At 55.9% G+C, this 14,998-nt stretch carries 15 protein-coding genes, 1 tRNA gene and 2 pseudogenes; 12 read left to right on the top strand and 6 right to left on the bottom strand.

Features of this window, described 5'->3' with window-relative positions; all coding sequences use genetic code 11:
* The first annotated feature begins 144 nt into the window (after positions 1 to 144).
* The 11 genes and pseudogenes from gacA (at position 145) to GIR22_RS02610 (ending at position 9,037) form a co-directional block, all read left to right on the top strand.
* Positions 145 to 786 (top strand): response regulator transcription factor GacA, encoded by a 642-nt coding sequence (gene gacA, locus GIR22_RS02660; RefSeq protein ID WP_154741781.1) that lies wholly within the window; start codon positions 145 to 147, stop codon positions 784 to 786.
* Position 787: 1 nt separating this feature from the next.
* A complete protein-coding gene (gene uvrC, locus GIR22_RS02655; RefSeq protein ID WP_154741845.1) occupies positions 788 to 2,611 on the top strand; it encodes an excinuclease ABC subunit UvrC in 1,824 nt (607 codons plus the stop codon).
* Positions 2,612 to 2,643: 32 nt separating this feature from the next.
* Positions 2,644 to 3,204 carry a CDP-diacylglycerol--glycerol-3-phosphate 3-phosphatidyltransferase gene (pgsA, locus tag GIR22_RS02650; RefSeq protein ID WP_154741780.1) on the top strand — a complete coding sequence of 187 codons (561 nt, stop codon included), beginning with the start codon at positions 2,644 to 2,646 and terminating at the stop codon, positions 3,202 to 3,204.
* 63 nt (positions 3,205 to 3,267) lie between these two features.
* Positions 3,268 to 3,343: transfer RNA gene (locus tag GIR22_RS02645), tRNA-Gly, on the top strand.
* A gap of 225 nt (positions 3,344 to 3,568) precedes the next feature.
* A complete protein-coding gene (locus tag GIR22_RS02640) occupies positions 3,569 to 3,868 on the top strand; it encodes an Arm DNA-binding domain-containing protein (RefSeq protein ID WP_154741779.1) in 300 nt (99 codons plus the stop codon).
* Between the two features lie 462 nt (positions 3,869 to 4,330).
* Positions 4,331 to 4,657 (top strand): group II intron maturase-specific domain-containing protein, encoded by a 327-nt coding sequence (locus GIR22_RS02635; RefSeq protein ID WP_343039631.1) that lies wholly within the window; start codon positions 4,331 to 4,333, stop codon positions 4,655 to 4,657.
* A gap of 82 nt (positions 4,658 to 4,739) precedes the next feature.
* Positions 4,740 to 4,934: pseudogene (locus GIR22_RS02630) on the top strand (transposase domain-containing protein); the annotation flags it as partial.
* A gap of 9 nt (positions 4,935 to 4,943) precedes the next feature.
* Positions 4,944 to 5,549, top strand: coding sequence for a GNAT family N-acetyltransferase (locus tag GIR22_RS02625; protein WP_154741778.1), 606 nt, complete (start codon positions 4,944 to 4,946; stop codon positions 5,547 to 5,549).
* A 672-nt stretch (positions 5,550 to 6,221) separates the two neighbouring features.
* Complete coding sequence (locus GIR22_RS02620) at positions 6,222 to 6,902, top strand: alpha/beta fold hydrolase (protein WP_178122059.1); 681 nt, start codon at positions 6,222 to 6,224, stop codon at positions 6,900 to 6,902.
* Between the two features lie 69 nt (positions 6,903 to 6,971).
* Positions 6,972 to 7,646: a heavy metal response regulator transcription factor gene (locus GIR22_RS02615; RefSeq protein WP_154741842.1), complete on the top strand. Its 675-nt coding sequence runs from the start codon at positions 6,972 to 6,974 to the stop codon at positions 7,644 to 7,646.
* Positions 7,643 to 9,037 (top strand): heavy metal sensor histidine kinase, encoded by a 1,395-nt coding sequence (locus GIR22_RS02610; RefSeq protein WP_154741777.1) that lies wholly within the window; start codon positions 7,643 to 7,645, stop codon positions 9,035 to 9,037. The genes GIR22_RS02615 and GIR22_RS02610 overlap by 4 nt, the downstream gene beginning before the upstream one ends.
* A gap of 233 nt (positions 9,038 to 9,270) precedes the next feature.
* Here the strand turns inward: GIR22_RS02610 and GIR22_RS02600 are convergent, their stop codons facing one another.
* The 3 genes and pseudogenes from GIR22_RS02600 to GIR22_RS26570 form a co-directional block, all read right to left on the bottom strand.
* Entirely contained in the window at positions 9,271 to 9,591 is a 321-nt protein-coding gene (locus GIR22_RS02600; RefSeq protein WP_246207751.1) for an amidase family protein, read from the bottom strand.
* Between the two features lie 139 nt (positions 9,592 to 9,730).
* Positions 9,731 to 10,120 (bottom strand): hypothetical protein, encoded by a 390-nt coding sequence (locus GIR22_RS26235; protein ID WP_154741776.1) that lies wholly within the window; start codon positions 10,118 to 10,120, stop codon positions 9,731 to 9,733.
* Positions 10,097 to 10,156 (bottom strand): annotated as a pseudogene (locus tag GIR22_RS26570) (TetR/AcrR family transcriptional regulator); the annotation flags it as partial. The pseudogene GIR22_RS26570 and the gene GIR22_RS26235, both read right to left, overlap by 24 nt.
* Before the next feature lie 138 nt (positions 10,157 to 10,294).
* On the opposite strand from GIR22_RS26570, the gene GIR22_RS02590 reads away from it, so the two are divergent.
* Complete coding sequence (locus GIR22_RS02590; RefSeq protein ID WP_154741775.1) at positions 10,295 to 11,272, top strand: IS5 family transposase; 978 nt, start codon at positions 10,295 to 10,297, stop codon at positions 11,270 to 11,272.
* Positions 11,273 to 11,739: 467 nt separating this feature from the next.
* Here GIR22_RS02590 and GIR22_RS02585 read toward each other — a convergent pair whose 3' ends face one another.
* The 3 genes from GIR22_RS02585 to GIR22_RS02575 are packed head-to-tail and all read right to left on the bottom strand — an operon-like array spanning position 11,740 to position 14,678.
* Positions 11,740 to 12,762, bottom strand: a complete 1,023-nt coding sequence (locus GIR22_RS02585) for a sensor histidine kinase (protein ID WP_154741774.1) — start codon at positions 12,760 to 12,762, stop codon at positions 11,740 to 11,742.
* A 9-nt stretch (positions 12,763 to 12,771) separates the two neighbouring features.
* Positions 12,772 to 14,247, bottom strand: coding sequence for an ATPase domain-containing protein (locus GIR22_RS02580; protein ID WP_154741773.1), 1,476 nt, complete (start codon positions 14,245 to 14,247; stop codon positions 12,772 to 12,774).
* On the bottom strand, positions 14,244 to 14,678 hold the full coding sequence (locus GIR22_RS02575) for a hypothetical protein (protein ID WP_246207748.1): 435 nt from the start codon (positions 14,676 to 14,678) through the stop codon (positions 14,244 to 14,246). Before GIR22_RS02575 ends, GIR22_RS02580 begins: the two co-directional genes overlap by 4 nt.
* Positions 14,679 to 14,998 lie beyond the last annotated feature (320 nt).

Genomic DNA, 14,998 nt, shown 5'->3' with positions numbered 1-14,998 from the left:
CTCAGCTAATAAAATCGTTTGTCTCCCGGCAGATATCTGCAACGTACGGAAACTCTACCTATATGATACTTGCAGCTAGGTCTGCGCCTTGGTTTTTTGCTAAGGTGTTCAGCAACCTATAAGACCATATCGCGAGGTGTCTGCTTGATTAGGGTGCTAGTAGTCGATGACCATGATCTCGTTCGTACAGGCATTACACGAATGCTGGCTGACATCGATGGCCTGCAAGTAGTCGGCCAGGCCGAATCGGGGGAAGAGTCCCTGGTCAAGGCCCGGGAGCTGAAGCCCGATGTGGTTTTGATGGACGTCAAGATGCCCGGGATCGGCGGTCTTGGGGCCACTTGCAAGTTGTTGCGCAGCCACCCGGACATCAAGGTAGTCGTAGTCACCGTCTGCGAGGAAGATCCATTTCCTACACGGCTTCTACAGGCGGGCGCGGCGGGTTACCTGACAAAAGGCGCAGGCCTGTCGGAAATGGTCCAGGCGATTCGCCTGGTGTTTGCCGGCCAACGCTATATCAGCCCGCAGATTGCCCAGCAATTGGCTATCAAGTCTTTCCAACCCACCAGCGACTCTCCGTTCGATGCACTGTCGGAACGGGAAATCCAGATCGCCTTGATGATCGTGGGTTGCCAGAAGGTCCAGTCGATCTCCGACAAGCTGTGCTTGTCGCCAAAAACCGTTAACACTTATCGCTATCGCATTTTCGAGAAGCTCTCCATCAGCAGTGATGTTGAACTGACCTTGCTGGCAGTGCGCCATGGCATGGTGGATGCCAGCGCCTGAAATGACTGACCTGTTCGATCCGAGTGCTTTTCTCTCCACCTGCAGTGGCCGTCCTGGCGTGTACCGCATGTTCGACAGTGATGCGCGCCTGTTGTACGTCGGCAAAGCCAAGAACCTGAAGAACCGCCTGGCGAGTTACTTCCGCAAGACCGGCCTGTCACCCAAGACCGCTGCGCTGGTGGGGCGTATTGCCCAGGTGGAAACCACCATCACCGCCAATGAAACCGAGGCGTTGCTGCTTGAGCAGACGCTGATCAAGGAATGGCGGCCACCCTACAACATCCTGCTGCGCGACGATAAATCCTACCCATACGTATTTTTATCCGACGGTGATTTTCCGCGCCTGAGCATTCACCGTGGGGCGAAGAAGCGCAAGGGCAAGTATTTCGGCCCTTACCCCAGTGCCGGTGCCATCCGTGAAAGCCTCGGCCTGCTGCAAAAAGCCTTTTTTGTTCGCCAGTGTGAAGACAGCTTCTACAAGAACCGCACCCGGCCATGCTTGCAATACCAGATCAAGCGCTGCAAGGCGCCATGTGTGGGATTGGTGGAACCCCAGGAGTACGCTGAAGACGTGCGCCACTCGGTGATGTTCCTCGAGGGGCGCAGCAACGCCCTGGCCGATGAGCTTTCCACAGCCATGGAGCAGGCAGCCAGCACCCTGGATTTCGAGCGGGCGGCCGAACTGCGCGACCAGGTGTCCTTGTTGCGTCGGGTCCAGGATCAGCAAAGCATGGAAGGCGGTACCGGCGACGTCGATGTCATCGCGGCGTTCGTCAATCCGGGCGGCGCCTGCGTGCATCTGATAAGCGTGCGTGGCGGGCGAGTGCTGGGCAGTAAGAATTTCTTTCCCCAGACCGGTATCGATGAAGAGGTTGCCGAGGTCATGGCGGCGTTTCTCGGCCAGTATTACGTCAGTAGCCCCGAGCGCGACTTGCCCAGCGAGTTGATCGTCAACGTGGTTCATGACGACTTCCCGACGCTGATCGAAGCTATTCACGAACTGCGTGGCCGCGAACTGGACATCAGCCACCGCGTGCGCGGTACCCGGGCACGCTGGCAGCAATTGGCCGTGACCAACGCCGAACAGGCCTTGAGTGCACGCCTGGCCAATCGTCAGCACGTTGCCGCCCGCTTTGACGCGTTGGCCGAAGTCCTCAACCTCGAAGAGCCACCACAACGCCTGGAGTGCTATGACATCAGCCACTCCAGCGGCGAAGCCACCGTGGCGTCCTGCGTGGTGTTCGGGCCGGAAGGGCCAATCAAGTCCGACTATCGGCGCTATAACATCGAAGGCGTCACCGCTGGCGATGACTACGCCGCCATGCATCAAGCCCTGACCCGGCGTTTCAGCAAACTGAAGGACGGTGAGGGCAAGCTCCCTGATATCCTGCTGGTGGACGGCGGCAAGGGCCAGTTATCCATGGCCCGTGACGTGCTCAACGAATTGGCGGTACCCGACCTGATCCTGCTCGGCGTGGCCAAGGGCGCCACCCGCAAGGCCGGTTTTGAAACCTTGTACTTGAATGATGCCGCCCATGAGTTCACCTTGAAGGGTGATTCCCCGGCGCTGCACCTGATTCAGCAGATCCGCGACGAAGCTCACCGTTTCGCCATTACTGGCCACCGGGCGCGGCGTGGTAAAACCCGGCGTACCTCAACCCTGGAAGGGGTGGCAGGGGTAGGGCCGAAGCGTCGGCGGGACCTGTTAAAACATTTTGGTGGCTTGCAGGAGCTGTCCCGTGCAAGCATTGACGAAATAGCCAAAGCCCCTGGTATCAGTAAAAAGCTCGCTGAGTTGATTTATGCAAACCTGCATAGCGAGTAGAATGCCTTCTCACCTCGTAGCCAGTTGTGCCGATGAATATCCCTAATCTGATCACCGTACTTCGCGTCCTGCTCATCCCGATTTTCATTTTGCTGTTTTACCTGCCGTACGAATGGAGTTACCTGGCTTCCAGTTCAGTCTTCGCCTTTGCGGCGGCAACCGACTGGCTGGACGGATACCTGGCACGTCGCCTGGAACAAAGTACGCCCTTTGGTGCGTTCCTTGATCCTGTGGCCGACAAGCTGATGGTGGCCGTGGCCCTGGTGTTATTGGTACAGGAGCACGCCAACCTATGGCTGACCCTGCCCGCTGCGGTGATCATCGGTCGCGAGATCGTCGTCTCCGCCTTGCGTGAATGGATGGCCGAAATCGGCGCCCGAGCCCACGTGGCCGTCTCCAACATGGGCAAATGGAAAACTGCGGCCCAGATGCTTGCTCTGGTCATCCTGCTGGCCAATCCCCCGCTATTCACTTTCTGGGTATTGTTGGGCTATGCCTTGTTGTTGATCGCTGCTGGCCTGACCTTGTGGTCCATGCTGCAATATCTGCGTGCCGCATGGCCTCATCTGCGGACCACCGTCGAAAAGAAATAAAACTATTTTGAATCAAGGGCTTGACGGGTGTTCTGGATTCTATAGAATGCACACCACCAAAACGCGGGAATAGCTCAGTTGGTAGAGCACGACCTTGCCAAGGTCGGGGTCGCGAGTTCGAGTCTCGTTTCCCGCTCCAATTATTTGTCTACTGGCTTCCATTGAAGTTTGTAGAGATTGAAAAAAGAGGCTTCGGCCTCTTTTTTCGTTCCAGTAAGTTCCACTCGAAACCACTACCAGCCACGATTTTTTAGTACATCATTTAGTACATTAATCCGGCACTTGGTAGATCACCTTTTCGTGGGACTCGCCTCTCTGGAAACCGTACAAATCTCCTCTATTCAAACGAGACGGAGACTGTACGATGGCTCTCACCGAAACTGCGGTCCGGCACGCCAAACCCCGTGCCAAGGACCACACCCTCCCTGACTACAATGGCCTCGCTCTTTTCGTGAGTACGAAAGGCGCCAAATACTGGCACTTCCGCTTTTCCTGGGCGGATAAGCAACCTCGTATTTCCCTTGGTACCTATCCTGAAATTAGCTTACGAGATGCTCGTGCTCTGCGTGAAGTTGCGAGGGCACTGATCGCTAGCGGCATCGATCCACGTGTCCATCGGCAGCTGGAGCGTAATGCCAGGCGCCTGGCCATGGAAAACGCTTAAGAAGCGGTTGTTCAGTTTTGAAAGTGGTACGCAAAGTTGAACATCGGGTTTCTGGTCGTGGGTCTCGATAGTCCGGTCGGACCCAGAACCTCCCGCTTCATATACACCATCGTCCTTAATGCTGGAGTTCGGAAGGTGTGTTCGCCGGCCCCTTACCAACCAATCCCGGACACGACGTTAAGTTTTTCCTCGGCCCGCGCCGGCGCCAACCCTTCGTTGAATTGGTGATGCGGGATTGTTTGTAGTGGGCGACCGGAAGCAAGGCTGGCTTCATTAGCCATCGCGACTGTATAACTTCGCTATGGGTCTAATCGGCGCGGATCGTAAGCCTCGCTTAACTACGGTTATTGATCAGCCTCTCCTCATACATGTGAGGACGACTGCGCCTGCGACTCACCTCTCACGTCGGCGTCGGAGGTGCGAACCCTGAGGAACTCCAAGGGCGAACTCTTTCGTAAGTGCATGCCGGGAGCGTCGATGAAGGCGATGCGCAGGATGGTAGGCACGATCAAACACTGGCGCATCCATCGATTCACTACGGATGACCTGAGGGAATTTTCTCGCAGGTACAACGCTGTTATTCGAGGATGGATCGAATACTACGGTAAATTCTGGTACAGAAACTTCAGCTATCGACTGTGGAGCGCGTTGCAATCGCGCCTGCTCAAATGGATGAAGAGCAAGTACCGAGTCTCTATACGTCAAGCGGAGCATCGGCTGCGTCTTGTTCGAAGAGAGAGTCCGCAGCTGTTCGCGCATTGGTATTTACTACGTGCATCGAATGTGTGATCAAGAGCCGTATGACGGGAGACTGTCACGTACGGTTCTGTGAGCAGCCGAGGGGTGAAACTCCCTTCGGCTGACTCGACTTGCTGGGTCGCTGCGCAGCGGCAAGCGGGCGGCGGCGATCATGAGCCTGATCCAGTCGGCACGCATGAACGGACATGATCCGTATGCCTATCTGAAAGATGTGCTAACAAGGCTACCGACACAACCGGCAAGCGAGATTGGCCAATTACTCCCGCATCAGTGGGTGCTAAGACTTCCCAGTTCACAAAATCATTGAGGATATAGGATGAAAGAAGGCTACCACTCAGTACCTGATGGCATGCTTGCTACAGTAGTAACGTCTCTGTCGATAACGTCGTGCCCCGACTTGAGGCCGGAAACAGCCACACCCGCTTGGGATTTCGAGCGTTTGTTGAATCCTCAGCCCGACGCATATCGTGCGATTTATAAGAATGTTGGAGAAGATTGGCTGTGGTTCAGCCGCTTGGCCATGACCGATGATGGATTAAATGAAGTTATTCATTCACCTGATGTGGAAATCTACCACCTACGTGGGCACAACGGCGGCGAAGGGCTGTTGGAGTTAGACTTTCGTCAGCCAGGCTCGTGCGAGCTGGCTTTTTTTGGTCTATCGAGTTCTTTGATTGGAGGGCCTGCTGGACGTTGGCTTATGAACCGTGCTGTTGAGCGTGCTTGGGCACGACCTATCGAACGGTTCTGGGTTCATACCTGTACATTTGATCACCCCGCCGCGTTGGATTTTTATCGCCGATCAGGCTTCGAACCATTTTCCCGACAAGTTGAAATTTTCCAAGACCCCCGGTTGACTGGTTTAGTCGACGCGAAAGCGGCGCAGCATGTCCCCCTGATACGCTTAGTTTATATGCCTTGATGAGCCGATACCTTCCGCTCGATTACCTTGCGGCAAAAGCCATTCTCCGACCCGCAAGGTGTGTTTTCCGGACGTACATGGACGTCCCCTGTTTGCCAAGCTTTCATCTAGTAACGGTTTAGAGGTAAAGATTGCGCCCGTACATTCGGACTTTAATGCGAGACATGCTCGCTGTCCCTGGTGTTCTGCTGGTCAGCACCTCAATCGCTTACACGCACTCTAAGTGCCTCGTCCGGCGAAGGTTATGCTTACCACGGTCTTACCTGACACTCAAATTGTTCGCAGAGTGATGGAGACAATGACAAATAAGGGAGTTGAGGAAGCGGGGCTACGGCCTCTGAGTTGAACCTCTGTGAGGTAGACGGAGCGGGCGTATAGCCCTCCAAGCTGGCTTTGCTCGGCCCACGCTTTCGCTCCGCTCCCTGCATTAGGATCGTCGAGACGTGGGACCTTTAGGTTCGGGATGCACTAAAGAAATCACAGATCTGTCAGTTTTTTGTAATTCTTATGTCACCACGCTGATGGTGCGTGCTTTCTACAGTGGGCTCTCATACATATGTTGGAGAGAGCCCCATGAAAATTCATACAGCCCTTGCTACTGCATGCTCGGTTGCCGCGTTGTCTCTGCTCGGCGCCTCAGTCGCACAGGCTCAAGACGCTACACCGGGCGCGATCAAGAACGTGGTGCTGGTACACGGTCTTTACGCCGATGCTTCCAGCTGGGCCAAGGTCATACCGCTCCTGCAGGCCAAGGGGTTACATGTAACGGCGGTGCAAAATCCGACCACCTCACTGGATGCCGACGTCGATGCAGTCAAGCGGACCCTGGCGCTGCAGGATGGGCCAACCGTTCTGGTGGCGCACTCTTACGGCGGCATGGTTATCAGCCAGGCCGGTGACGATCCCAAGGTAAAAGGCCTTGTGTACATTGCCGCCCGAGCCCCAGACGCCGACGAGGACTACCCAGCACTGACAAAAAAATTCGCTCCGGCACCTGCCGGGGCTGGCTTGCAATGGTCAGCCGATGGCTATGGCTTGTTGTCCGAGCAGGCATTTGTGAATGACTTCGCCGGTGACCTTCCCAAACAGGAAGCCCAAGTGTACTTTGCCGTCCAGCAGCCAATGGGCAAGCCTGTTACCATGGCCAAGACCAGCGTCGCGGCCTGGCACAACAAACCGAGCTGGTACGCGGTTTCGACGCAAGACCGGACCATCAATCCGGACCTGGAGCGCTTCATGGCCAAACGGATGAACGCACATACCGTCGAAATCAACGCCAGCCATGTGTCGCTGATTTCTCAGCCCGCCGCCGTCGCTGACCTGATTGTTCAGGCCACCCATGCGCAACAGTGATTAAAGTGAAGGCAGTGCGGCGATCCCGCACTTTCCTTGTTGGATCGCCTAGGTATGAAACCAGTCGTCATGAAAATCCTGATCATAGAAGACGAAGCGAAAACCGCCTCCTACCTCTGCGCCGGCCTGACCGAAGCGGGATACGTGGTCGATCAGGCCGACAATGGCATCAACGGCTTGCATATGGCACGCGAGGCACATTACGACCTCATCCTGCTCGATGTGATGCTGCCGGAAATGGACGGCTGGACGGTGATGGAGAAGCTTGGCGCGCGCCAGCAGACACCAGTGCTGTTTCTCAGCGCTCGTGGCAGTCTGGAAGATCGCCTGAAAGGCCTCGGTCTTGGTGCCGACGAATACCTGGTCAAACCTTTTTCTTTTGCCGAGTTACTGGCGAGAGTCCGCATTATCCTGCGCCGCGGCCAGGTCGAAGGCCCCGTCGACACCTTGGAAGTGGGGGACTTGCAGGTCGACGTCCCCAAGCGTCGGGTAACGCGCGCCGGGCAACGGCTGACTCTTACCAACAAGGAATTCAGTCTGTTGCTCTGTTTCATGCAACACCGCGATGAAGTGCTTTCCCGCAGCCTGCTGGCATCGCTGGTCTGGGACATGAATTTCGACAGCGACACCAATGTCGTCGATGTTGCCGTGCGCCGGTTGCGGCAAAAAATCGACGACCCCTTCCTGTCCAAACTGATTCATACCATTCACGGCGTCGGCTACCGTTTCGAGGATGAAGCATGAGTCGACTGTCGCTGACACTGCGCCTGGCAATGCTGCTTGCCTGCTTCGCCTTCGGTGCGGTCGCCAGCCTGGGTGCGGCGCTGTACTTTGGGCTGAAGGTACAGTTGACGATGCGCGATGACGCGGCCCTGGTGACTCGGGTCGAGCAGATCCGCACCTTGTTGCAAGACAGCGACGCCCGGGAACTGATTCGTGATAAACCACGCCTCTTCGAAAACATGCTGGGCAACGCCGAATCGCTTTTGCTGGTAAGACCCGAAAAAGGTCCCGCGCTCATCAGCGTCAATCCCGGCCAGCGCAACATTCCGGATGTCGAGCTGATAGACACCGATGCGAGGTTGGCGCTTGCTAATGTCCAGCATGGTCAGGCAGCCGACGGCACGCCTTTCATCTACATGGGGGCTTGGGTACGCAGCTCCAGCGGCCAGCCATCGTTGCAAGTAATTTCCGGCCGTCTGTTGACGGAGCGAACCCGCACCCTCAATGAATATCGAAACAGCATCCTCGCCTTCTCCGCTCTCGCCGCAGTCCTGATCGCCTTGCTGGCTTTCTTCCTGGCCAGACGCAGCATGGCGCCCCTGCACCGACTGGCGGAGCAAACTGCGTCCATCAGTATCGGAACCCTGGGTCTGCGCATGGACCCACAACGTGCGCCCAGTGAACTCAAGGCGGTGATCCTGCCGTTCAATGCCATGCTGGACCGCCTTGAGCAAGGTTTCACTCAACTCAAGCAGGTCAGCGCCGACATGGCCCACGACCTGCGCACTCCGATTGGCAATATGCTTGGCCAGATAGAGGTCGGGCTGGGAAAACCCAGAGACGTAGACTATTACCAGCGTCTGGTGGGCTCCAACTATGAGGAGCTGCAACGGCTGTCGAAGATGATCGATAACATGCTGTTCCTGGCCCGAACCGAGCATGCCGAGGACGCTATCGAACGTGTGGATGTGGATGTTGCCGATGAGCTGCGCAGGATCGGCCACTACTTCGAGGATCTGACCGAGGAGCGTGGAGTGCGACTCGCCTGGTCCGGCAGCGGCACTCTGCGTGTCGATGTCATGCTTTTTCGGCGCGCCTTGGCGAATCTGGTTGCTAATGCGGTACGGCATGCACAACCCGGCACCGAAATCCTGATGCAGGCTCGATACGCGGCCACCAATAGCATTGTTGAAGTGCGCAATGTGGGCGATACCATCGAGCCGACGCAACTCAACCGGCTGTTTGACAGGTTTTACCGGGTAGACAGCTCTAGGCATCGCTCTTCCGAGCGAAACGGGCTGGGACTATCGATTGTTGCGTCGATCATGCAGATGCATGGCGGCCGTTGCGAAGTCAGTAGCGTACAAGGTGTGACAGTCTTCAGTTTGGTGTTTGCGAAACACAATGCTTAAGCGCTCAAGCACCCGATGTTGTTTAGCGCTCTGCGATTCCACAATATCCCCATGTGGGGCTTCGGTGCGAATCATGGCCATCGATGCCGTAGCGTTTCGCAACAACCTCTATACCGCCTGGGCGTATACCCGCGAACAGCTCGCCGGCATCGCACCGCGAGTGCGCTGCAAGTGAACACTCTGCCCAGGGTAACTGGCGCTCCAACTGCCCGGCCAAGCCCAGCAACAGGCCTTCAGCGCCGAACTTGCCCATGAACTGAATGCCGATGGGCAATCCGCTCTGCGGGTCGTGGGTTAGAGGCACCGACCACGTTTGCCAGCGCGGTGAAGGGTGACTGATTGAATCCGTGACTCATCCAGCCACGCCCGTCCAGATGTTCCTGCCCGGCATTGTAGGTACCGATCAGCGGCGCCAGCCCCGGCAAGGTCGGCGACAGCAGCAGGTCGTAATGCTCGAAGAAACCACCGATTTTTCGGGCAACGACATTGCGCTCGAACAATGCGCCCAACAGTTCGGTGGTACGCAGCGTTTTGCTGCCGGTTACTTGACGCAAGCAGGCCCCGACATCACGGCTACGGTTGCTCTGAGATTGATCAGGTTTTCCATAAAGGTCACCAACTTCTTGGCACCACCGTCACCTCCGTTTTGGCGCCTGTTCAACATAGGATCTGAGCATCTGCTTGAGCTGTCGATCAGGCTATAGCGGTATCGTCCTCGATAAAGGCACGGACGGTGCCTGAAAGAGCCAGAAGAAACATCGCAGTTACCACATTGGCGTCCACGAATTCAGCATCCTTAGCGCTAGCGAACATGGCAGCGATATCGGCTTTCATGCTGCGCAGGCTGCGATCGACCAGTTCCGCGGTGTCGAGTTCTGCCACCACAAGGTAGAGCGCCCGTGTCACGTCCCCGCGCTTGGTCTTCACCTTCAGATAGGCCTCGGCTAGGGCATCTGCCATCGTTCCTGCCCTCTCACCCTGCAGCAGAAGACAAGCCTGTCTGATCTCATCCTGTACAGACTGCAGGTGACGCGCCAGTGAGGCATAAAGCAGGGCCTGCTTGTGAGGGTAATACTGGTACATCGTCCCGACCAAAACGCCGGCACGCTCAGCAACGCGCGTCGTCGTGAGACGCTAAAGCCCTTCGGCCAATAAAACCTGAATGGTCGCTTCGAAGATTGCGTTAAGGAAACTCTGAAAAAGACTTCCAAATCTGGTGAGATACGGCTGTCCCACGAACTGAACGGTTGAGCCCCGATGAAGCAAATGTCTTTCGCTGATGCCGAGTACGCAGGCAAACGTAAGCAGACCCGCCGTGAGCGTTTCCTGATTGAGATGGATCAGGTCGTGCCCTGGAAAGGCCTGATTGCGTTGATCGAGCCGCATTATCCGAAGGGTGAAGGCGGTCGTCCGGCGTATCCGTTGATGGCCATGCTGCGGGTTCATCTGATGCAAAACTGGTTCGGCTACAGCGATCCGGCGATGGAAGAGTCCCTCTATGAAACCACGATTCTGCGCCAGTTTGCCGGGCTGCATTTGGATCGGATTCCGGATGAAACCACGATCCTCAACTTCCGCCGGCTGTTGGAAAAACATGAGCTGGCCGGTGGGATTTTGCAGGTCATCAACGGCTATTTGGGCGACCGAGGTTTGCTGCTGCGTCAGGGAACTGTGGTCGATGCGACGATCATTCATGCGCCCAGTTCGACCAAGAACAAGGACGGTAAACGCGACCCCGAAATGCACCAGACAAAGAAAGGAAATCAGTACTATTTCGGGATGAAATCGCACATCGGTGTCGATGTTGAATCCGGTCTGGTACATAGCGTGGTGGGCACGGCGGCGAGTGTGGCGGACGTGACTCAGGTCGATCAGTTGCTGCATGGCGAGGAAACTTACGTCTCTGGCGATGCCGGTTACACCGGCGTGGAGAAGCGTGCGGAGCATCAACATCGCCAGATGATCTGGTCGATCGCAGCGCGCCCCAGCAGCTATAAGAAGCATGCAAAAAAGAGCCTGATCGGTCGCATGCGCCGCAAAATCGAATACGCGAAAGCTCAAGTCCGGACCAAGGTTGAGCATCCATTCAGGGTGATCAAGCGCCAGTTTGGTTATACGAAAGTCCGCTTCCGAGGCTTGGTGAAAAACACCGCGCAGCAGACCACACTGTTTGCCTTATCGAACCTGTGGATGATGCGAAAACGACTGTTGAATGCAGGCGAGGTGCGCCTGTGATGTGGACAATGAGCCCTGAAAAGGTGCTATTCCGCAAAAAACAGTGAACTGACAGGAGGAAAGGTCTGATTTTCGATTAAGTCGGTGTTTTTTGAACCTCAGACAGCGAGGCCGTTAAAAACGGCTGCTTACTTCAGACCTTCCCTAAGTGGTTTAGATCAACGTGTTACGGGACTGAACCAATACACCACCGAGATGACGGTCGCGATCCATATAATACAAATGCATATGTGTATAGCGACAAAGGGGTTGTCTTTCATGGGTAGATTGTAAGTCTCAAGTAGACGATCAAACAGGATCTCAACCAACGAGCCCTCACCTTAGCGATGAGCTTTGCCCATTAAACTTTCCGATGAAGCTCTTGCTCTGCAACTACAGACGGAAATTGTCAAACGCTTCTGGAACTTTAGTCTCCGAAACTAAAGTTCCAGCTTTTCGGTTGTCCGCCAGTTGGCGCTATTGAGTAGCTAATGATTGACCAACGGTAACGTCACCACGAACTCACTCCCCTTCCCATTACCCTCACTCGTACCGATGACTTTGCCGCCATGTGCTTCCACCAGCTCCCGAACTACGGTCAACCCAATGCCCAAGCCGGCCCCATTGAAACCTATGGCGTGTTCGTCCTGAACGTAAGGGTCAAAAATAAAAGGCAGTGCTTTAGCCGAAATACCGATTCCATTGTCGGAGATACTTATCTTCAAAACTTTGGTCTCGACCGCTACAGACAGCCTGATTCTGCCGTCGGCCGGAGTGTATTTGGCCGCATTCGCCAGTAGATTATGGAGAATTTGAGCCAGGCGTCCTGGGTCACCACTCACCATCAAGATGCCACCGGGAAGATGAGCATCAAAGTGCTGCTTTTGCGCGGTCATCACAGGGCCACACGCATCAACAGCCTCACTCAGAATTTGCAGCATATCGACATCGCGGCGATCGATTCGCAACTTACCCGTGCTGGCGCGGGAGACGTCGAGCAGATCGTCGACCAGTTGTGAAATATGCTGCACCTGGCTCTCGATCAACTCACGCATCCGCGGTAGCTGATCGCTAGGTAGCCGGACCATACGCTCTGCAATCATGCTGATGGGTGTTAATGGATTTCGCAGCTCATGGGCCACCATCGCAAGTACGCTTTTCTGCTGACTCAATGCACGCTCGGCTGCCGCCTGAAGGTCTTGAGCGCTGAGTGCAGCTATGACCAACTGCGCGTTAGCCTCACGCAGCTCTTGGTACAAACGCTGTTCCTCCAAGCGAGGGGGGGCTACAGCATCTGATTGTGCCAGCAGAATCGCCAGCGCCAACTGCTGATTGGCTTCGATCACTTGCTCGACCTGCTGGGTATCCACCAGTCGGCTACTTGCGTCGCTCAATTGTTTTTGCAGCGCTGCTAATACCGCTCGCGCTTCAACAGTTTTTTGACCAAGCAGGAAGAGTTCGTGAGCAGCATTGGCCATATCACGTTCCTTCTTGCCACCGGCGTTACTCATGAGTCGAGCTCAATCATTTTTATCTCCTGTGCGTACCGCTCCTGAACTCTGTTTTGTCGGTCGGCCACCAAGCAGCCCCTCGCGACCTGGCAGCATTTCACCGATCTGAAGGCCGTTGTTGTCGATGCGATACAAGCGCAACTCATCGGAGTGAGCGCTGGCTCGCACCTTGACCACGGCCATGATCCGCAACAAGCGACTCTCTACTTCAATGTAGCGTTGGACGATGATGGCGTCGGTGAGAAATGCCGTGCCGTACGGGCTGAAACGCAGGTCGGTGTAGCGGTCTTCCAGCTCGGAAGTCATCAACACGCTGACCCCGGCACTCGTCAACGCCGTGACCATGCGCGACAATGACTCGCGAAAGTCTTCGCGAAAGGTCGGTGCCAGCGCTAGTTCGAAGCCCGACAACGAATCGATCACCACTCGAGTGGCTTTCAATCGGCTGATCTCGCTGAGCAGCAATTGCACGGTCTCATCTATGGACAGGTCCGGGGCACGGCTGTCCACCAGACCGACCTGGTCGCTCTTGATCAGGCCCGCAAGGGTAGCGTTCTGGGAGTGATTAGGCCGTTGTTCAAATACCGCGATCACACCAGTTTCGCCATTGCGCGCGCCCTCGGCGAGGAAGGTTGCTGCCAGAATGCTTTTGCCCGAGCCCGACGGCCCGGCCACAAGCAAGGAATAACCACGGGGCAGGCCACCGCCCAGCATGTCGTCGAGCTGTGGTACTCCCATTTTCAGGCGCTTGATGGGGAACTCCAGCGGTGCTTCAACCGAGTTGAGTGTCGCAGGCGCAAAGACCTTGATCCCCGACGTAGCGATGCGGAAGGTGTGCAGCCCCGGCAATGTCGGCTGACCGCGCATCTTCATGATTTCCATCTTGCGCACCATGGAATTGCGCTGAACGCTCTGGCGCAGCCAGATCAAGCCGTCGGCCACGGTGAAAATCGGGTTGGTGTCGGTTTCGGTGAAGTATTCGCCAATGAGGAAGGTCGTTGCCTGCCAGGTGGTCATCAACATGCCCAATTGCTGAACGAACTGCGGCAGGTTGTTGTTGGGGTTATCCTGGGTCTGGCTTGCCAGCACCACGGAACGGAACGAGTCGACGAACACCAGTGACGGGGAGTGAGCCTCCACCTCGCTGACGATGCGCCGCAGCACTTCGTCCAGATCCCCGGCTAGGGTGTCGTCTGCCAGGTTAATATAACGGATCGACTGGTTGATCGCTTCGCTGTCGAAAAAGTCGAATTGCTGCTGATAACGTAGCATCTTCAGCGGCGGCTCTCCCAGAACGGTAAAGAACAGCGCCGGTCGCTCGGGCGTCGCCAGGGCGAACATCATCTGATGCGCCAAGGTGGTTTTGCCACAGCCAGGCGGGCCTGCGATCAGGTTGAACGAAAACTCCGGCAATCCTCCGCCCAGCACCTCGTCCAGTCCTGGCACACCGGTGGCCAGGCGGTTGATAGTCACTTTGGTGCTCATGGCGAATTTTCCTGCGAAGGGGTGTCGCTCAAAGAAGGCTCCCACACGCCACGAAGCAAACGTGCGGTGAGCAAAGGCCCGATCAGCGTGGTTAGCAGCTCGTAAAACGTGGTCAACAACACTTGACCGAAAAACAACGCGTCGGCTTCGCTTTGCTCAACGAGCACGGAATTGAGGGCAGTCACATCCAGCGAGGCCTGCAAGCTGTCATAGGTGCCGGCCAGACGCGGATGAGCGGAAGCGCACAGCTGGAGGCTGCGACGGTAAAGCGCGGCAACCCCTTGCTGGCCAATGATGGCCGTGAGAGCTGCGTCCATATCCTGCAAGGTTGAAACAATCGCCTGGGCGATCCTTGCAATGTCCGCGTCGGGGCCAACACGGTGCGCCAGAGAAGCTACAATCTGGCGGCTCTCTTCGCTTAGCGTGAGCATGGCTGACTGATATCTGATGGACAGTACTTGATGGTACACCCTGTAGCTAGCAATCGAACCCCAATCGGACGTAGGATTGCAATTACTGTCAATTACGGCAGCAAACGAGTTTTTTGTAAAACACTTTGACCGACAGCTTTGGGTCGATTCTGTTGAAAAAGTCGGTTCGTCCAGACTGCCCCAATACTGACCGCTGAAAACGTCTTTATTGCGCGTCGCTACGCGAAATCTGAGCCCCGAATCCTCTGCTCAAAGTACAGATTTCAATCTCAAATGCATACTTTTCTACCGTGGAAACCATGGCCGACTTTTTCAACAGA

The sequence above is a fragment of the Pseudomonas karstica genome (assembly GCF_009707515.1).
Lineage (GTDB): Bacteria > Pseudomonadota > Gammaproteobacteria > Pseudomonadales > Pseudomonadaceae > Aquipseudomonas > Aquipseudomonas karstica.
Note: the sequence above shows the minus strand (reverse complement) of the source record. Positions and strands in the feature narration are given on the sequence as shown.

Coding starts and splice junctions, on each gene's coding strand:
- pgsA (WP_154741780.1), top strand. CDS start 2,644: ATGAATATCCCTAATCTGATCACCGTACTTCGCGTCCTGCTCATCCCG.
- GIR22_RS02610 (WP_154741777.1), top strand. CDS start 7,643: ATGAGTCGACTGTCGCTGACACTGCGCCTGGCAATGCTGCTTGCCTGC.
- GIR22_RS26235 (WP_154741776.1), bottom strand. CDS start 10,120: ATGTACCAGTATTACCCTCACAAGCAGGCCCTGCTTTATGCCTCACTG.
- GIR22_RS02615 (WP_154741842.1), top strand. CDS start 6,972: ATGAAAATCCTGATCATAGAAGACGAAGCGAAAACCGCCTCCTACCTC.
- uvrC (WP_154741845.1), top strand. CDS start 788: ATGACTGACCTGTTCGATCCGAGTGCTTTTCTCTCCACCTGCAGTGGC.
- GIR22_RS02575 (WP_246207748.1), bottom strand. CDS start 14,678: ATGCTCACGCTAAGCGAAGAGAGCCGCCAGATTGTAGCTTCTCTGGCG.
- GIR22_RS02585 (WP_154741774.1), bottom strand. CDS start 12,762: ATGAGTAACGCCGGTGGCAAGAAGGAACGTGATATGGCCAATGCTGCT.
- GIR22_RS02625 (WP_154741778.1), top strand. CDS start 4,944: ATGAAAGAAGGCTACCACTCAGTACCTGATGGCATGCTTGCTACAGTA.
- GIR22_RS02635 (WP_343039631.1), top strand. CDS start 4,331: ATGCCGGGAGCGTCGATGAAGGCGATGCGCAGGATGGTAGGCACGATC.
- GIR22_RS02640 (WP_154741779.1), top strand. CDS start 3,569: ATGGCTCTCACCGAAACTGCGGTCCGGCACGCCAAACCCCGTGCCAAG.
- GIR22_RS02590 (WP_154741775.1), top strand. CDS start 10,295: ATGAAGCAAATGTCTTTCGCTGATGCCGAGTACGCAGGCAAACGTAAG.
- GIR22_RS02580 (WP_154741773.1), bottom strand. CDS start 14,247: ATGAGCACCAAAGTGACTATCAACCGCCTGGCCACCGGTGTGCCAGGA.